General features: G+C 53.6%; 19 protein-coding genes. All 19 read right to left on the bottom strand.

All coding sequences use genetic code 11. The features are described from left to right. Position 1 precedes the first annotated feature (1 nt). Positions 2–430: a flagellar basal body-associated protein FliL gene (gene fliL, locus DI44_RS10320; RefSeq protein ID WP_033025087.1), complete on the bottom strand. Its 429-nt coding sequence runs from the start codon at positions 428–430 to the stop codon at positions 2–4. Continuing rightward, positions 417–641 carry a flagellar FlbD family protein gene (locus DI44_RS10325; RefSeq protein ID WP_033025086.1) on the bottom strand — a complete coding sequence of 75 codons (225 nt, stop codon included), beginning with the start codon at positions 639–641 and terminating at the stop codon, positions 417–419. The genes fliL and DI44_RS10325 overlap by 14 nt, the downstream gene beginning before the upstream one ends. Before the next feature lie 43 nt (positions 642–684). Then, entirely contained in the window at positions 685–1,482 is a 798-nt protein-coding gene (gene flgG / locus DI44_RS10330) for a flagellar basal body rod protein FlgG (RefSeq protein ID WP_033025085.1), read from the bottom strand. 18 nt (positions 1,483–1,500) lie between these two features. Beyond that, a complete protein-coding gene (flgD, locus tag DI44_RS10335; protein WP_011230726.1) occupies positions 1,501–1,929 on the bottom strand; it encodes a flagellar hook assembly protein FlgD in 429 nt (142 codons plus the stop codon). A gap of 17 nt (positions 1,930–1,946) precedes the next feature. Further along, positions 1,947–3,137 carry a flagellar hook-length control protein FliK gene (locus DI44_RS10340; RefSeq protein ID WP_033025084.1) on the bottom strand — a complete coding sequence of 397 codons (1,191 nt, stop codon included), beginning with the start codon at positions 3,135–3,137 and terminating at the stop codon, positions 1,947–1,949. Then, a complete protein-coding gene (locus DI44_RS10345; RefSeq protein WP_033025083.1) occupies positions 3,134–3,745 on the bottom strand; it encodes an MgtE protein in 612 nt (203 codons plus the stop codon). The genes DI44_RS10340 and DI44_RS10345 overlap by 4 nt, the downstream gene beginning before the upstream one ends. Continuing rightward, complete coding sequence (gene fliJ, locus DI44_RS10350; RefSeq protein WP_011230723.1) at positions 3,746–4,192, bottom strand: flagellar export protein FliJ; 447 nt, start codon at positions 4,190–4,192, stop codon at positions 3,746–3,748. Between the two features lie 42 nt (positions 4,193–4,234). Beyond that, positions 4,235–5,545 (bottom strand): flagellar protein export ATPase FliI, encoded by a 1,311-nt coding sequence (gene fliI / locus DI44_RS10355; RefSeq protein ID WP_081823172.1) that lies wholly within the window; start codon positions 5,543–5,545, stop codon positions 4,235–4,237. After that, positions 5,523–6,302 (bottom strand): flagellar assembly protein FliH, encoded by a 780-nt coding sequence (fliH, locus tag DI44_RS10360; protein WP_033025079.1) that lies wholly within the window; start codon positions 6,300–6,302, stop codon positions 5,523–5,525. The genes fliI and fliH overlap by 23 nt, the downstream gene beginning before the upstream one ends. Then, a complete protein-coding gene (gene fliG, locus DI44_RS10365) occupies positions 6,286–7,305 on the bottom strand; it encodes a flagellar motor switch protein FliG (RefSeq protein WP_011230720.1) in 1,020 nt (339 codons plus the stop codon). Before fliG ends, fliH begins: the two co-directional genes overlap by 17 nt. Before the next feature lie 12 nt (positions 7,306–7,317). Continuing rightward, on the bottom strand, positions 7,318–8,904 hold the full coding sequence (gene fliF, locus DI44_RS10370) for a flagellar basal-body MS-ring/collar protein FliF (protein ID WP_011230719.1): 1,587 nt from the start codon (positions 8,902–8,904) through the stop codon (positions 7,318–7,320). Between the two features lie 81 nt (positions 8,905–8,985). Then, positions 8,986–9,282 carry a flagellar hook-basal body complex protein FliE gene (fliE, locus tag DI44_RS10375; RefSeq protein ID WP_011230718.1) on the bottom strand — a complete coding sequence of 99 codons (297 nt, stop codon included), beginning with the start codon at positions 9,280–9,282 and terminating at the stop codon, positions 8,986–8,988. Between the two features lie 19 nt (positions 9,283–9,301). Further along, complete coding sequence (gene flgC / locus DI44_RS10380; RefSeq protein ID WP_011230717.1) at positions 9,302–9,754, bottom strand: flagellar basal body rod protein FlgC; 453 nt, start codon at positions 9,752–9,754, stop codon at positions 9,302–9,304. A gap of 3 nt (positions 9,755–9,757) precedes the next feature. After that, positions 9,758–10,147, bottom strand: a complete 390-nt coding sequence (gene flgB / locus DI44_RS10385) for a flagellar basal body rod protein FlgB (protein ID WP_011230716.1) — start codon at positions 10,145–10,147, stop codon at positions 9,758–9,760. A gap of 198 nt (positions 10,148–10,345) precedes the next feature. Further along, on the bottom strand, positions 10,346–11,125 hold the full coding sequence (codY, locus tag DI44_RS10390) for a GTP-sensing pleiotropic transcriptional regulator CodY (protein WP_011230715.1): 780 nt from the start codon (positions 11,123–11,125) through the stop codon (positions 10,346–10,348). A gap of 16 nt (positions 11,126–11,141) precedes the next feature. Continuing rightward, complete coding sequence (gene hslU / locus DI44_RS10395) at positions 11,142–12,536, bottom strand: HslU--HslV peptidase ATPase subunit (RefSeq protein ID WP_013523393.1); 1,395 nt, start codon at positions 12,534–12,536, stop codon at positions 11,142–11,144. 17 nt (positions 12,537–12,553) lie between these two features. Then, entirely contained in the window at positions 12,554–13,096 is a 543-nt protein-coding gene (gene hslV, locus DI44_RS10400; protein ID WP_011230713.1) for an ATP-dependent protease subunit HslV, read from the bottom strand. Between the two features lie 23 nt (positions 13,097–13,119). After that, complete coding sequence (gene xerC, locus DI44_RS10405) at positions 13,120–14,022, bottom strand: tyrosine recombinase XerC (RefSeq protein WP_033025077.1); 903 nt, start codon at positions 14,020–14,022, stop codon at positions 13,120–13,122. A 93-nt stretch (positions 14,023–14,115) separates the two neighbouring features. Beyond that, entirely contained in the window at positions 14,116–16,191 is a 2,076-nt protein-coding gene (topA, locus tag DI44_RS10410; RefSeq protein WP_033025076.1) for a type I DNA topoisomerase, read from the bottom strand. Between the last annotated feature and the right edge of the window lie 63 nt (positions 16,192–16,254).

The following is a 16,254-nucleotide window of genomic DNA, read 5'->3' as shown; positions in this document are numbered from 1 at the left end:
GCTACTGGAGAATAAAAGAGGTAATATAGACGTTCTCCACTCTCCCTTCCTGCATCAACGCGTTGATCTCGCGCTTCAGCCGCTCTTTCAACGCCGTCAGCCCTTCTTTTCCTTTAAAGTCGGCCGCTTTCATCTGCGAGAGCTGTTCGATGATCGCGTCTTTAATTTGAAAGTCGCGTTTTTCCGCCTCTTCCCGCGCTTTGGCGCTGTCGGTCTGGATTTTAAATGAGATTTTAATATACCGTCCGTCCGCCAAGTTCGTTGTCATTTCCGGAATGTCGATCGAGCTTTCCGCTAGCTCGTCGGCGCTTGGCTCCCCTTGTTTTTCCGCATTCCCCATCTTCATCACCGCAACAAGCGCCGCCGTGCCAGCCAAAGCGATGACCGCCAGCACAATGATCATCGTTTTGATTGCTTTATTCCCTTTCATTGTCCAATCCTCCTGCTTTCGGTAAGCGAAACACGCCAAGCTGCCGGTAAAATTCGCTTGCTCGTGCGGCCACTTGCTCGACCGTTTCGCGGACGACGAATTTTTTTCCGTTCGTCAGCGTCACGGTCGTATCAGGAAACGCTTCAATTTGTTCGATGTACAACGCATTGAGCACAAACCGTTTGCCGTTGAGCTTCGTTAACGAAATCATCGGCCAGCAGGCGCAAGACGCCGCTCACGCCCTACCTCCTATTCTATTTTTTCAAGTTGACAAGCTCTTGCAAAATTTCATCCGATGTCGTAATGATGCGCGTATTCGCCTGGAAGCCGCGTTGGGCGACGATCATCTCCGTGAATTCCTCGGCAAGGTCGACGTTGGACATTTCAAGTGTACCAGACATGATCGTTCCTGTTCCGTTTGCCCCTGGCGCCCCTGTCGTCGGCGTGCCGGAGTTTGTCGTTTCGCGGAACAAGTTGTTGCCGGCTTTTTCTAATCCGTCATTGTTTGCAAATTTGGCCAGCTGAATCGTGCCTATCGGCTGTAAATTTCCAGAAGCATTGACGATGTTGACCGTGCCATCGGCTCCGATGCTCAAGCTTTTCGCATCGGGCGCAACTTGCAGGCGGACATTTCCTGTGCCGAGCAAATATTGGCCATCGGCATTGACAATATAGCCTTGCGAATCGAGATAAAAATTCCCGGCTCTCGTATACATGCGATTGTTGCCGGAAGCGTCGCCGACGACGAAAAAACCGTCTCCAGAAATCGCCAAATCAAGCACGCGCCCGGTCGTTTGCAAGCTGCCTTGCGTATGGACGGTGTCGATCGCCGCCAGCTGCGAACCGAGCCCGACCTGCTTTGGATTCGTCCCGCCGCGGCCGGCATTGGGCCCGCTTGCTCCAGAAATCGTCTGGCTCATCAAATCTTTGAAAATCGTTCGTCCTTTTTTAAACCCGTACGTATTGACATTGGCAATATTGTTGCCGATGACATCCAACTTCGTTTGGAAGTTGCGCATGGCGCCGATTCCGGAATACATGGAACGAAGCATCGGTTTTCTCTCCCCTTTTTATCCTTTTTGTTCAACTTTCACGACCGCATCCGCGGCAATCGTTGTCCCGTTATCAAGCCCAAGGGTCACTTGGCCGTCTTTTTGCATGACCGATTGAACGACGGCGCTCATCATCGTCTCGCCGTCTTGCCAGTGCACCGTTTTGCCGATCCACTCGCTGTAGCGCAAAAGCGCATCGCGGCTTGACGCTTGCATCCATTGCTGCATCAAATTGGCGATGTTCATCATTTGCTCAAGCGAGGAGAAGCTCGCCATTTGCGCGATAAAATCTTTATCTTCCATCGGATTGAGCGGGTCTTGGTTTTCTAGCTGAGCGAGCAAAATTTTGAGAAAGTCGTCTTTTCCTAAAATTTGATTGCCCGTTTTCCGTTCCGGCTGAACCGCGTTTGCCAGCCATAAGCTGCCATCAATCGCATTCGTTGTCATCCTCGTTCTTTTCCCCCTTATGCGTCAGCTTCGATCCCGTCTAGCGCAAACGGGAAGGAAGATGATGGCTCCCGCTTTTGTTTTTGCCGCGATTCGCCCTGCTGCTGTCCTCCTTGGCGGTTCCCGGAATACGGCGGCATAGCGGAGCGGTCATAATCCGACCAAACGGTCCATTTTTCGACCGTGATGGAACTCGCATCAAGCTGCTGAGCAAGCTGCGGCAAATGAGCGTAGAGCAACTCTTTCACCGCGTCGTTCGCCACGAGCAGCTTGGCGGCGAGCTTTCCACCTTCCTCTGTCATTTTCACCGTCACCGTCCCGAGATGTTCCGGATGCAGACGGATGACAAGCTGCATGACACCGTTTGGCAACTTCATCCACCGCGCCGACCTTAGCGCGTGGGCGACTTGATCAGCGACGCTTCCGCCAGCTGACGCCGGCATCTCGCCGATCAGCCCGACAGATGAAGAGGAGGGTGATAAAAGCGCAGGGGGAGTGGTGAATGAAGGAGCGGCCTCGCCGCCATGTCCCTTGTCCCCCCTTTTTGGCAGCGAAATGTCTTTTTCGCCAGCCGGACGGACGGAAGAAGCTCCGTTAGGCAGCGCGACAACCGGCCTGTTGCCTCCCTGCTCATGGAATGGACGCTGGTCGCCGTCGCTCAGGAGCGGTGGAAACATCCCTGTTTTTCCGCTGGAAGACGAAAAAGATTCAGCATCGATATGACCACTTTTCCGTCCGTCGGTTATGAACGCACGTTCAAATCCCGCTTCATCAGCCGCCGGCTGAGCGGCAATCGTTTCTTCACCATTCATCGCACCGACAAACGGAAATGCCCAATGATCACTAGTTTTCCCTTCCGCCTGCTGATCCGCCGCCAAAAGCGGCGCGCCTGCAGCTGCCGAAATTGGAGCAACAGCCCAAGCAGCCACGATGGAAGGGGCAAGCCACAATGATTCGATTTGCGCCGGCTTCTTTTCCGCTGAAGATGGTTGTCCGGCTGCGCCCGTTTCCATTCCGCCATTTTGCCAATCTGGCTCTTTGTTTTTGTTCGACTCCTCTTGAAACAAGCTAGTCTCTGCCCCAGCGGGCAATAACTCTTGTTGCTTGTGCGCAAGCAACGCCGCAAACACGTTTGCGTTTTCCGCCTCTTTTTTCACCGCCATAGCGCCTGCCGATAGCGGCGCGTTTGCTGTGATCGTTACTTTCATTCGGCCGTCTCCTTCCCCATCGCCCTTTTGCTTAACGATGCCAACAGTTTCGCCGCCTGCCCAGCCGGCATTTGTTCCAAAATGGCTGCCGCTTTGTCGCCGTCAATCTGGCTCAGTACACGGAGCGCTTCGCTCTCAGGCAGTTCCGCTAAAATAGCCGCCGCCTGTTTTTCCGACATGGCGTCATACATGCCGGCGACATCTTCTTCCGTCAAGGCCGGCTCGTCAACAGGCTCAGCCTGAGCGTCCGTTTTCCCGCTTGGCGCAGACAGCTGGGCGATTTCCTTTTCCTTTGCCGCCAATTCGTTTTTCAACTGCTTGATTTGCTTTTGTTGGTCGGCGATCGTTCGTTTTTGCTGGTTGATTGTCTGCTGCTGAGCTTCAATCGTTTTTTGCAAAGCTTTCTCCCTTTTGCTCCAGTTGATCCACTCGGAGACAAACGGCGCCTTTATTGTCCACTGCTTTGCCGCCTTGGCCACATCAACGCCGGCAATGTTTAAAATCAACAACAGAAAGGAGGCAGCAAACGCACTCGGAATGACAATGACAAACAACAGCCATTGCCACCAACTCGCCTGCATTTCCTGTTCAACTTTGCTCTCCGCCATCTATACCTCTCCTTGCCTTGCAAAACGTTGAACCGCCATTTCATCGAGCAGGCGGCGTTCCGCTTCCCTCTCAAGCTGCTCGGCCCACCGCTTAATGCGCTCACGCATTTTTTCGTATTTTTTCACTTCGATATTCAATTCCATCAAACGCTGCTGCCGGCGCTGCATCTGCTCGCGCGCCTGCATGACGACGAGCTGATAATGGTCGATCATCCGCTCTAAATTCGCCATATATTGCAGCCTAAGGCGAATGTCTCCAACGGACAGGCCGGCTTGAAGCTGTTCATCCCGAGCCGCCGCGCATTCTTCTTTTTCCTTGAGCAGGCGGTAAAGCGTTTCGGCTGCCTGCTCAAACCGGCGGACCGCCTCCTCGTATTCGCCAAGCGCCTTTTCTTTTTCTTTTTCTTTCATCGCCAGCACTTTTTGCAGCCGAAACGTCGGCGTCACATTTGTTCACCCTTTCATCGTCTGAAAATGGCGCGCGATTTCTCACCGAACCGACAACAAGCGCAACAGGGCATCAATGCTTTCGGCGCGCGTCGTTTTTTCATCGATGTTTTGGCGGCAAAACGCCATCATTTGCGGATAAAATTCGATCGCCTCATCAATTTCTTGGGACGACCCCCGTTTGTACGCCCCGATTTGAATCAAATCCTCCGAATCTATATAAGTGGACAGAAGGCGGCGGAACCGGTTTGCCGCTTCGCGGTGCTCTGCGCTGATCATGTGGGGCATGACGCGGCTGACGCTTTTGAGCACGTTAATCGCCGGGTAATGCCCTTTGTTCGCCAGCTGGCGTTCCAACACAAAATGGCCATCCAAAATGCCGCGCACCGCATCAGCGATCGGCTCATTCATGTCATCGCCGTCAACAAGCACCGTATAAAACGCGGTGATCGTGCCGGAAGCGTTCGTTCCAGCCCGTTCAAGCAGCTTTGGCAGGAGGGCGAAGACCGATGGCGTATAGCCTTTCGTCGTCGGCGGCTCACCGACGGCAAGGCCAATCTCCCGTTGCGCCATAGCGACGCGGGTGACCGAGTCCATCATGAGCATAACATCCGCCCCTTGGTCGCGGAAATATTCGGCGATCGCCGTTGCCGTATAGGCGCCTTTGACGCGCATCAGCGCCGGCTGGTCGGACGTGGCGACGACGACGACCGAGCGGGCCAAGCCGTCCGGGCCAAGGTCGCGCTCTAAAAACTCGCGCACTTCGCGGCCACGCTCGCCGATTAAGGCGATGACGTTCACATCAGCCGACGTATGGCGGGCGATCATTCCCATGAGCGTGCTTTTGCCGACGCCCGAGCCGGCAAAAATGCCGACGCGTTGCCCCTTGCCGACGGCAAGCAGACTGTCGATGACGCGGATGCCAACTTCAAGCGGTTCGACAATCGGCGGCCGAGCGAGCGGATTGGGCGGATCGCGTTCGACCGACACCGGCTTCAGCCCGGGCGGCAACGGGCTCCCGTCAAGCGGTTGGCCGAGCGGATCAAGAACCATGCCAATGAGCGCATCGCCGACGTGCACTTCAAGCGGCCGGCCGGTCGCTTCGACAAGGCAGCCGGGAGCGATATGAGACATGGCGGAAAACGGCATAAGCAAGACGTGCTGTTCATGAAAGCCGACGACTTCGGCGGGAATTTTCCGGCATCCGCTCTGTTCATGGATGTAACAAAGATCGCCAATCGAGCTTTTCGGTCCTTTCGATTCCATCATCAAGCCGATGACGCGCGACACTTTGCCAAACCGTTTATACAAGTCGATAGCGTCTATTTCATCAAGAAGCGCCTGCCAGTTCAGAAAACGCTCCCTCCTTCAATCGCCGGTAGAGCGCCTCGCGCAGCCGCTCAAGCTGTACATCGACGCTCGCCTCGATGCGCCCAAACGGCGTCTCCACGACACATCCATATTCAGGAAGCGCATCGTCCGGGTAGATGAATAGATCAACGCGATGCGGAAACAGAGATTTCAACAGCTCCTTTTGCTCTGCCACTATTTCGTAGCCGTGCGGATGCACATAAACGGCCACTTCCGTTTGCCGGCGCACTTCCTGCAACGCTTGGTGCACGAGCGGCAAAAAAGCGTTTCGATCGCCCTCAAGCGCGGCGCCGATAATGCGTTCGGCCGCTTTTAACGCCACCTCCAGCATCGCCTCAGCCGTCGATTCGATGCGAGCGTAAAATTCGGTGTTCGCTCGCTCCGCCAAGCGGCGGGCTTGCTCGATCAACGCGCGGTGCTCGCTCAAAGCCTCCTCGCGCCCAGCCGCATAGCCGTCTTCATACCCGCGGGCGCGCGCTTCCTGCATGAGACGCTCTTTCTCCCGCTGCCATTCCTCTTTTTCGCGGGCCAACTGCTCGCGCACCGATTCGTAATATTGCTCTGCCTGGCGGCGAAGCTTGGCTGCTTCTTCCTTGGCGGCGGCGACCGCTTCCATCTCCCTCTGCCGATCGTCGACGGACAATGGAAGATCGGAAACATGGCGCTGCACGACGATCGTCTTTTTCCCAGCGCGCGCCGCCAAATTCGGCGCTTTAATGACGTTAGACAATAATATCATCTCCTCCCCCGCGCGCGATGACGATTTCTCCGGCCTCTTCGAGACGACGGATCACGGCGACGATGCGCGATTGCGCCTCCTCGACATCACGCAGCCGAACCGGCCCCATATATTCCATTTCTTCTTTGAACGTCTCGGCCATTCTTGTCGACATGTTGCGGAAAATAATGTTTTTCACTTCGTCGCTCGCTACTTTCAGCGCCAACATGAGATCGTTGTTGTCCACCTCGCGGATGACGCGCTGAATGGCGCGGTGATCGAGCGTCACGATATCTTCAAAGACAAACATCCGTTTTTTAATTTCCTCGGCCAGTTCCGGGTCTTGAATTTCCAAGGCATCCAAAATCGTCCGCTCCGTGCTCCGGTCGACTTGGTTCAGCACTTCCACGACCGCCTCAATTCCGCCGGCTTGCGTGTAATCTTGCACGACGGTCGCGGACAGCCGCCGCTCCAAAATTTGCTCGACTTCGTTGATAATCTCCGGCGATGTGCTGTCCATCAGCGCGATGCGCCGGGCGACATCCGCCTGCATTTCCTGCGGCAGCGCCGATAAAATTTGCCCTGCCTGTGCCGGCTCCAAATACGAAAGAATCAGAGCGATCGTTTGCGGATGTTCATTTTGAATGAAGTTTAACAGCTGCATCGGGTCGGCTTTGCGGGCGAAATCAAACGGCCGCACCATCAGCGCTGATGTCAGGCGGTTGATGATCTGCATCGCCTTATCCGGGCCGAGCGCTTTTTCAAGCACTTCTTTCGCATAGGCGATGCCGCCTTGGGCAATGTAATCTTGCGCCAAGGCGAGCTGTCGAAACTCTTCAAGCACTTCCTCTTTTTGTTCGGCCGTCACTTGACGGACGTTGGAAATTTCTAGCGTCAGCTTCTCAATCTCTTCCTCGGATAAATGTTTATAGACAGAGGCCGACACATCCGGGCCGAGGGAAATAAGCAAGATGGCTGCTTTTTGCCTGCCCGACAGCCCGCCTTTTCGTTCGCGCTTTGCCATACGCCGTTCCCCCTACTCTTCCGATAGCCACGTTTTTAATAATTTTGCAAACTCATCCGGCTTTTCTTTCGCCAGCCGCTCAAGCTGTCGACGGCGCAACGCTGCCTCCGTCTCCGGCGGCTCCGGCAAATCCGGCTCCGTCGAAAGCGGCGGAGTGAACAAGTGTTCTTCTTCCTCTTCCTCGTCTTCACGGCGGCGGCGCAGCCAGAGGAACAACAGCAAGGCAACGAGCAACAGCGCTCCTGCACCGGCCGCATACCACCACCACGCCGGCCGGTCCGGCGTTGATTCGGTGAATGTCGGCTTGCCGTTGAATTTTTGCACCGAAACGACGATGCGGTTGTTGATGTCTTGATCAGTGAGCGTTTGCGCCTCGCTTTTGTCAATTGACGTCCGAACGATCGTTCCTAGCAGTTTTTGAATATCATTGACCGTCTCGGGCGGCAGCGAGTTCGGATCATTAGGGTCAGGCGGCTCGACCATCACTTGGATGCCTAGGTCGCGGATTTTATATGGACTTTCGACGATTTGCTTTTTGATTTTGTTTACCTCATTGTTGATCGTCTCTTCGGTTCGTTCATAGTTGCCGTTTGTTGCGCCGTTTGCGTTTTGGTAGCCCGGCACTTCGTTCGCGCCCGTTCCAGCGGCGCCTCCGGGCGGCGCACCGCTCCCGGAGTACGTCTCTTTAATGCGCTGAACGCTGACGGCAATACCTTGCTTCGTTTTCTCGTCCACTGGAGAAACCAAATTTTCTTCTCGTTTCTCCTGCGTAAAGTCGACATCCGCCGTCACGGAAACGACGACTTTATCCTGCCCCATCATCGTGCCGAGCAGTTGCTGCACTTGGCGTTGAATGTCGCGCTCGATCTGCTTTTTGATTTGCTGCTGCGAGGCGAATGTCGTTCCTGTCGAATTTTCGCCGTCGTTTTTTAAATCGTAATACTCAAAAAACTGATTCATAATGACGATATTATCTGTAGAGAGATTCGGAACACTTTTGGCGACGAGATGATAGAGCGCTTTGATTTGCTCGTCGCTGAATTGATAGCCCGGCTTCGTCTTCAGCACGATCGAAGCCGAGGCTTCCCCTTTCTCATCGGAAACGAATACGCTCGGCTGCGGAAGGTTGATCATGACTTTGGCGTCCTCGACGCCGTCGATCGTCTTGATCAAGTTGGCGAGCTCCGTTTGCATCGCCTTCAGCTTCACCATATTGAACTCGTTATCCGTCATGCCGAAGCTCGCGTTTTGGCCGAAAAATGAATAGTCAATGACTCCACTGTTCGGGATGCCTTCAGCAGCGAGCTCGACTTTCAGCGCGTCCACTTGCTCTTTCGGCACTTTAATCGTCGTCCCGCCGTCCGCCACTTCGGCCGGAACGCCGCGCTGGTCAAGCGTTGCTTTAATTTGCCCCGCTTCTTGCGGCGACAAATTGCTGTAGAGGGGCACCATTTCCGTCCTTGTGGCGAAAAAGACGCCGACGCCAACGGCCAAAAGCACGGCCGCTGCCGCAGTGAGCACGAGCCATTTCTGCTTTTTTGTCCGTTCCTGCCAAAACGCGCGAGCGCGGCTCCACCACTCTTTCCATTTCCTTCTCATACAATTCCCCCGATGATCCAATACCTGCCGCCATAGCGCAACAATGGCGGCGGCTTCCGTATGTATTGCGATTCATTGCTGCTACAATGGCATGCGCATCATTTCTTGATACGCCTCGATCGCTTTGTTGCGGATCTCCAGCGTCAGCTGCAGCGTGATGCTCGCTTTTTGCGCGGCGATCATCACATCATGCAACTGAACGTTCTCCCCGCGAACGAGCTTTTCCGTCAGCGCATCGGCTTGAATTTGCGCTTCGTTCACGCGGTTGAGCGCCTCTTTGAAAAATGCGGCGAATTGCTTTTGCGCCTCAGCCGGCTTCGCTGGGGGCGAAACGGCGGAAGACATCGTCAGCCCAATGCGGCTTGCTCCATCAATCATCGTTTATCCCCCTCGCATGCTATTTCCCGATCTCGAGCGCCTTCATGAGCATTCCTTTTGAAGCATTCAACACCGTAACGTTCGCCTCATACGAACGCGTCGCCCCGATCAAGTCCACCATTTCTTTCAGCGGGTCGACGTTTGGCAGACGCACATAGCCGTCGGCGCCCGCATCCGGGTGATTCGGGTCGTAGACGAGTTTAAACGGCGCCGGATCATCGACAATTTCGCGCACCCGCACTCCGCCGTCCACCGCGTCGGCACGGCCGAGCGCAGCCTGCAAATAGCCCGAAAACGACCCGCTGCGCGGTTCAATGATGACCATTTTGCGGCGGTACGGCTCCCATTCGCCGTTGACAAGGCGGGCGCGCGTCGTATCGACGTTAGCGATGTTGGAGGCGATCACGTCCATGCGCAACCGTTGGGCGGTCAACGCCGAAGCCGAAATGTTTAGACTTTGAAACAAAGACACCCGTTATTTCCCTCCTTTAATCACTGTTTTCAACGTTGTAAATTTGCCGTTGAGCCGCTCGATTAAGGCATTGTAATAAATTTGGTTTTCTGCTAGTTTTGACATTTCCTGATCGATATCGACACTGTTTCCATTATGATTGTAACTCACCGTTGTGTCCGTCGTCACGATGATTTTTCCATTTTGTTCGTTTGGAAACGAAAAATGCTTCGGATTCGTCCGTTTGGCCTCAAGCCGAAACGCCCGTTCCAATTCAGCCTGAAAGCGCACATCTTTCGCCTTATAGCCCGGCGTATCGGCGTTGGCGATGTTGTCGGCGATCGCCTGTTGGCGAAGCGCAGCGTAGCGAAGCCCTTGTTCAAGCCAACCGATCGTCGCTGAAAAGAGCGCCAATGGAATCCCCTCTTTTCTCCTATTTTTCGACAATTTCTGCTAGTTTTCATTTTACGGGAAAGAAAACCCAATGTATAGACGGAACTTGGTACTATTTTTCGACGATGCCATGAGACAGAAAAACGATGCCAAGGATGTTTGTCAAAACAAAAAACCCGCCGGGCCAAAATACCCAGCGGGCTTAGGCGGCTGCGCCGTTCAGCTCGATTTCAATTTTTCAAGTTCGCTTAAAAACTTGTCGTTCAATACTTTAATGTACGTTCCTTTCATGCCGAGTGAACGCGATTCGATCACGCCGGCGCTTTCTAGTTTGCGCAGAGCATTGACAATGACCGAGCGGGTGATGCCGACGCGGTCGGCGATTTTGCTCGCGACAAGCAGTCCTTCCGTTCCGTCAAGCTCCTCAAAAATGTGTTCGATCGCCTCAAGCTCGCTGTAAGAAAGGGAGCTGATCGCCATTTGCACGACCGCCTTGCTGCGCGCTTCCTCTTCAATTTCTTCCGCCTTTTCACGCAGAATTTCCATGCCGACGACCGTCGCACCGTATTCAGCCAAAATGAGATCGTCATTGTCAAACTCGCGGTCAAGGCGCGATAAAATGAGCGTGCCGAGCCGCTCGCCTCCGCCGTTGATCGGAACAATCGTCGTCAAGCCGGTTTTGAACAAGTCACGATTTTCCACTGGAAACGCCGTATATTCGCTATTAATATCAATATTAGGAGACGTTTCCGTAATGTTGAACAAGTTTTTCGTGTATTCTTCCGGAAACTGGCGCTCCTCCAGCATTCGCTTCATCCGTTCGTTTTCAATCGATTGTTTAATGGCGAATCCAAGCAGTTTGCCGCGGCGGCTGACGACAAACACATTGGCTTCAATCACTTCGCAAAGCGTTTCTGCCATTTCTTTAAAATTGACCGGCCGCCCGGCCGCCTTTTGCAACATGGCGTTGATTTTCCGCGTTTTCTCTAGCAAGTTCATTGATTTCATCTCCTCCTCATAAAATAAACTCGCTTAAATCTTTGTTTTTGACGATGCTGCCGAGTTTTTGCTCGACATATTGCGGTGTGATGACGACCTTGTCGATTCCGATGTCCGGCGCCTCAAACAGCAAGTCTTCCAGCAGTTTTTCCAAAATCGTGTGCAACCGGCGCGCACCGATGTTGTCGGTCGTCTGGTTTACTTCAAACGCCACCTCGGCAATCTTACGAATAGCATCGTCAGAAAATTCAAGACTTATACCTTCTGTTGCCAAAAGAGCTTGATATTGTTTAATGAGCGCGTTATTCGGCTCGACTAATATTCTTACGAAATCGTCGACCGAAAGTTTCGCAAGTTCGACGCGGATCGGGAAACGGCCTTGCAGCTCAGGGATCAAATCCGACGGTTTCGCCATATGGAACGCGCCGGCGGCGATGAATAAAATATGGTCTGTTTTCACCGGTCCGTACTTCGTCATGACGGTCGACCCTTCGACAATTGGCAAAATGTCGCGCTGCACCCCTTCGCGCGAGACGTCGGCCGAGCCGGACACCGCTCCGCTGCGGGCGATTTTGTCGATTTCATCGATAAAAATGATGCCGGACTGTTCAGCCAGGCGGACGGCCTCTTGCGTCACTTCATCCATGTCGATCAGCTTTTGCGCTTCCTCGTTGATGAGCACTTTGCGCGCTTCACTCACTTTGAGACGCCGCTTTTTGCGCCGCTTCGGCATGAGGCTGCTCAAGGCGTCCTGCATGTTCATCCCCATCTGCTCAATGCCTGCCCCTTGCAAAAAGTCAAACCATAACGGCGTCTGTTCCTCGATTTCAATCGTCACCATCTCGTTTTCCAACTGCCCGTTTGCCAACTGCCAAGCAACTTGGCGCCGCTTTTGTTCCACCTGTTCATCCTCATGGCTGTAGCTGTTGTCCGCTTGGGCTCCTTGGCCGCCAAACAGCAGCTCAAGCGGATTTTTGATTGTCTGCTTTGGCTTGCCCGGAACAAGCAGTTCAACAAGCCGCTTGTTCGCCTGCTGTTCAGCCCTGTCTTTCACTTCGTTCATTTTTCGTTCTTTCACGAGCCTAACTGACGTTTCCACCAAATCGCGCACCATCGATTCGACGTCGCGCCCGACATAACCGACTTCGGTGAATTTCGTCGCTTCGACTTTGATGAACGGGGCGCCGACGAGTTTGGCGAGCCGGCGGGCGATCTCGGTCTTCCCGACCCCGGTCGGGCCGATCATTAAAATGTTTTTCGGCATCACTTCATCGCGCAATTTTTCATCGAGCAAACTGCGGCGGTACCGGTTGCGAAGCGCGATCGCCACCGCCTTTTTTGCCTCTTTTTGCCCGACGATGAACTGATCGAGCTTTTCGACAATCTGCCGTGGAGTCAACGTTTCCGCCATCATCGGCCTCCTCCTTTTTACAGCTCTTCGACAATAATATGGCCGTTCGTATAAACGCAAATGTCAGCAGCGATCTCGAGCGCCGCCTTGGCAATCTCTTTCGCGGTCATCGAGCCGCCGGCGTACTTCTTCAACGCACGCCCAGCAGCCAACGCATACTGACCGCCCGAGCCGATGGCAAGCATGCCATCATCCGGCTCAATCACTTCGCCCGTGCCGGAGACAAGCAACAAATGCTGTTTGTCCATAACAATGAGCATCGCCTCGAGGCGGCGCAACACTTTATCGCTCCGCCACTCTTTCGCCAGCTCAACCGCCGCGCGCGGCAAGTTGCCATTCCATTGTTCGAGCTTGCCTTCAAACATTTCAAACAGCGTAAACGCGTCAGCGACGGAGCCGGCAAAACCGGCGAGCACGTTTCCTTGGAACAGCCGCCGCACTTTTTTCGCTGTATGCTTCATGACGACCGCATTGCCGAACGTCACTTGGCCGTCTCCAGCCATGGCGGATGCGCCGTTATGGCGGATGGCAAAAATTGTCGTCGCATGAAAGGCTCCCATCATTTCCCCTCCTTGCCTGCGGGTTACGCCCGCGGATGCGCCTGCAAATAAATATGCCGCAGCCGGTCTTTCGTTACATGTGTATACACTTGCGTCGATGACAAATGCGCATGACCGAGCAGTTCCTGCACTGAACGGAGATCGGCCCCTTCGTTGAGCAAATGAGTCGCAAACGTATGCCGAAGCACGTGCGGGCTGATGTTTTGCGTCAGCGCAGCGGCTTCGACAATCCGATCCAAAATATGGCGCACTCCCCGAGGCGTGAGCGGATTGCCTCGGGCGTTGACAAATAAATAGCGGTGGTCCGCCGGCAGCTTTCTTGTCAGTTCGCGTCGGCCCCTATGGATATACCGTTCAAGCGCTTCGCGGGCCGGACGGCCGAACGGAACGTAGCGCTGCTTGTTTCCTTTGCCGTGAATGAGCACGGTTTCCGCAACAAAATCGACATCAGACAGCTGTATGTGACAACATTCACTAACCCGAGCGCCAGTCGCGTACAACAACTCAAGCAGCGCCGCATTGCGCTGGCCTAGGGCCGTATTTTCATCATTGACAAGAAACAATGCTTCTAATTCTTTTGGGTATAAAAAATTAGGAATTTTTTGCTCTTTTTTCGGCAGTGTCGCGAGCGCAAACGGATTTTCGGCCGCCCACCCTTCGCGCATCAAAAATTTGTAAAAGCTGCGCAAACTGGAAATTTTACGGGCGACCGAACGGCTGGCCAAATGCTGGCCATACAGTTTCGTCAAATATAAGCGGACGTCGCTGTAGGCGACTTGGTCAAGCTCATTGATCCCTTCTTCGTTCATGAACTGGAAAAACTGCTCAATATCGCGCCGGTAGCACGCAATAGTATATTGTGAATAATTTTTCTCGATTTGTAAATATTCCATGAACAATTGTAACGCAAATGTCGCATTTTTCATCGCCTCACCCCGCAATGCCTCTACATCGTACCATATGATTGGTTGCAGCGCAACTATTTTTTTCTAAAATTCTGAATTGTGTTCAACACTCCGTTATGTTTCCGGCTGTTCTTCATAATCGCAGGCCGTGCATTGCACTTGCACGCCTTTTTTTAACTTTTTCTCGACAAGCAGGCCGCCGCATTTCGGGCATGGGCGGGCAAGCGGCTTATCCCAGGAGACAAAATCGCACTCCGGAAAGCGGCTGCAACCGTAAAAGATCCGCTTTTTCTTCGTGTTGCGCTCGACAATCTCTCCTTCATGGCACTTCGGGCATTTGACGCCGATTTGTTTGACGATCGGCTTCGTATGGCGGCATTCCGGAAAATTCGAGCAGGCGATAAACTTGCCGAAACGGCCCATTTTGTACACCATCGGACTGCCGCACACCTCGCAGTCAATGCCGGCCGGCTCATCCTTAATCTCAACTGCGCGCATTTCTTTTTCCGCCACTTTCAACCGTTTTTCAAATTCGCGGTAAAACTCGTCGACGACTTTGATCCATTCCACTTTCCCTTCTTCAATTTCGTCCAATTCTTTTTCCATTTTCGCCGTAAACTCGACATCGATAATTTCCGGGAAAAATTCGAGCATCAGCTCTACAACGATTTCGCCGAGCTCGGTCGGGACAAACCGCTTGTTCTCAAGGACGACATAGTTGCGTTTTTGGATCGTATCAAGCGTCGGGGCATACGTCGACGGGCGGCCGATGCCGAGTTCCTCCAACGTTTTGACGAGGCGGGCTTCCGTGTAGCGCGGCGGCGGCTGAGTAAAGTGCTGCTTCGATTCGATCGTTTCGCTCTCAACCGTTTCCTCTTCTTCCAAATCCGGGAGGATACGGTCCTGCTCTTCCGTTTGATCGTCCGTTCCTTCAATATACACTTTCATAAACCCTGGAAATTTCACCTTCGAGCCGCTGGCGCGGAACACGACACCGTTGTTTTCCAACTCGACGCTCATGGTGTCAAGCACGGCGGCCGCCATTTGACTGGCGATGAACCGTTCCCAAATGAGTTTATACAACCGAAACTGGTCGCGCGTCAAATACGGTTTCACTTTGTCCGGATCGCGAAATGCCGATGTCGGGCGAATCGCTTCGTGGGCGTCTTGGGCGTTCGTGCTTTTCTTCTCTTTCCGCTTTTCCTGGTTGACATACATAGCGCCGAACGTCGCCTCGATATATGCCGCCGCCTCTTGCTGCGCCGTCTCGGCGACGCGCGTTGAATCGGTGCGCATATACGTGATCAAACCGACCGTCCCTTCGCTGCCAAGATCGATTCCTTCGTACAGCTGCTGGGCGATCATCATCGTCTTTTTCGTCCGGAAATTCAGTTTGCGCGCCGCTTCCTGCTGAAGCGACGACGTCGTAAACGGCGGCACGGGGCTGCGCTTGCGCTCTCGTTTTGTCACCGTTTTCACCGCAAATGCCGTTCCGTTTAAGCGGTCCAGCACGGCTTTCACATCCGCCTCCGTCTTTAAATCGCGCTTTTGTCCGTCAATACTGTAAAACGAGGCGGCAAACGTCTCTCCTTCTTTTTGAAACGTCGCTTGAATCGTCCAATATTCTTCCGGCTGAAATTCGCGAATTTCTCGTTCCCGATCGATGATGAGGCGCAGCGCCACCGATTGGACGCGGCCGGCGCTTAATCCTTTTTTCACCTTTTTCCATAAGAGCGGGCTGATGTTATAGCCGACGAGGCGGTCGAGCACGCGCCGCGCCTGCTGGGCGTCAACAAGATTCATATTGATCGCGCGCGGCTGCTGAAACGATTGCTGAATAGCATCCTTCGTGATCTCATGAAAGACAACGCGGCAATCAGAGTGAATGTCCAGATCGAGCATGTGGGCCAAATGCCAGGCGATCGCCTCTCCTTCGCGATCGGGGTCGGCGGCAAGAAACACTTTTTTCGCTTTTTTCGCCGCCGTTTTCAACTCTTTGATCACCTGGCCTTTGCCGCGGATCGTAATGTATTTCGGCTCGTAGCCGTGGTCTATATCAACGCCCATTTGGCTTTTTGGCAAATCGCGGACGTGGCCCATCGACGCTTTGACTGTATATTTTTTTCCCAAGTATCGTTCGATCGTCTTCGCTTTCGTTGGCGATTCGACGATAACTAAGTAGTCTGACATCCATCTTCCACCCCTAGGAGGTAAATTGAAATCTTCATTATTATTAATGATTATTGCCGCATT

Origin of the sequence: Geobacillus sp. CAMR5420 (assembly GCF_000691465.1) — a bacterium.
GTDB lineage: Bacteria > Bacillota > Bacilli > Bacillales > Anoxybacillaceae > Geobacillus > Geobacillus thermoleovorans.
This window is presented reverse-complemented; position numbering and strand designations above follow the sequence as displayed.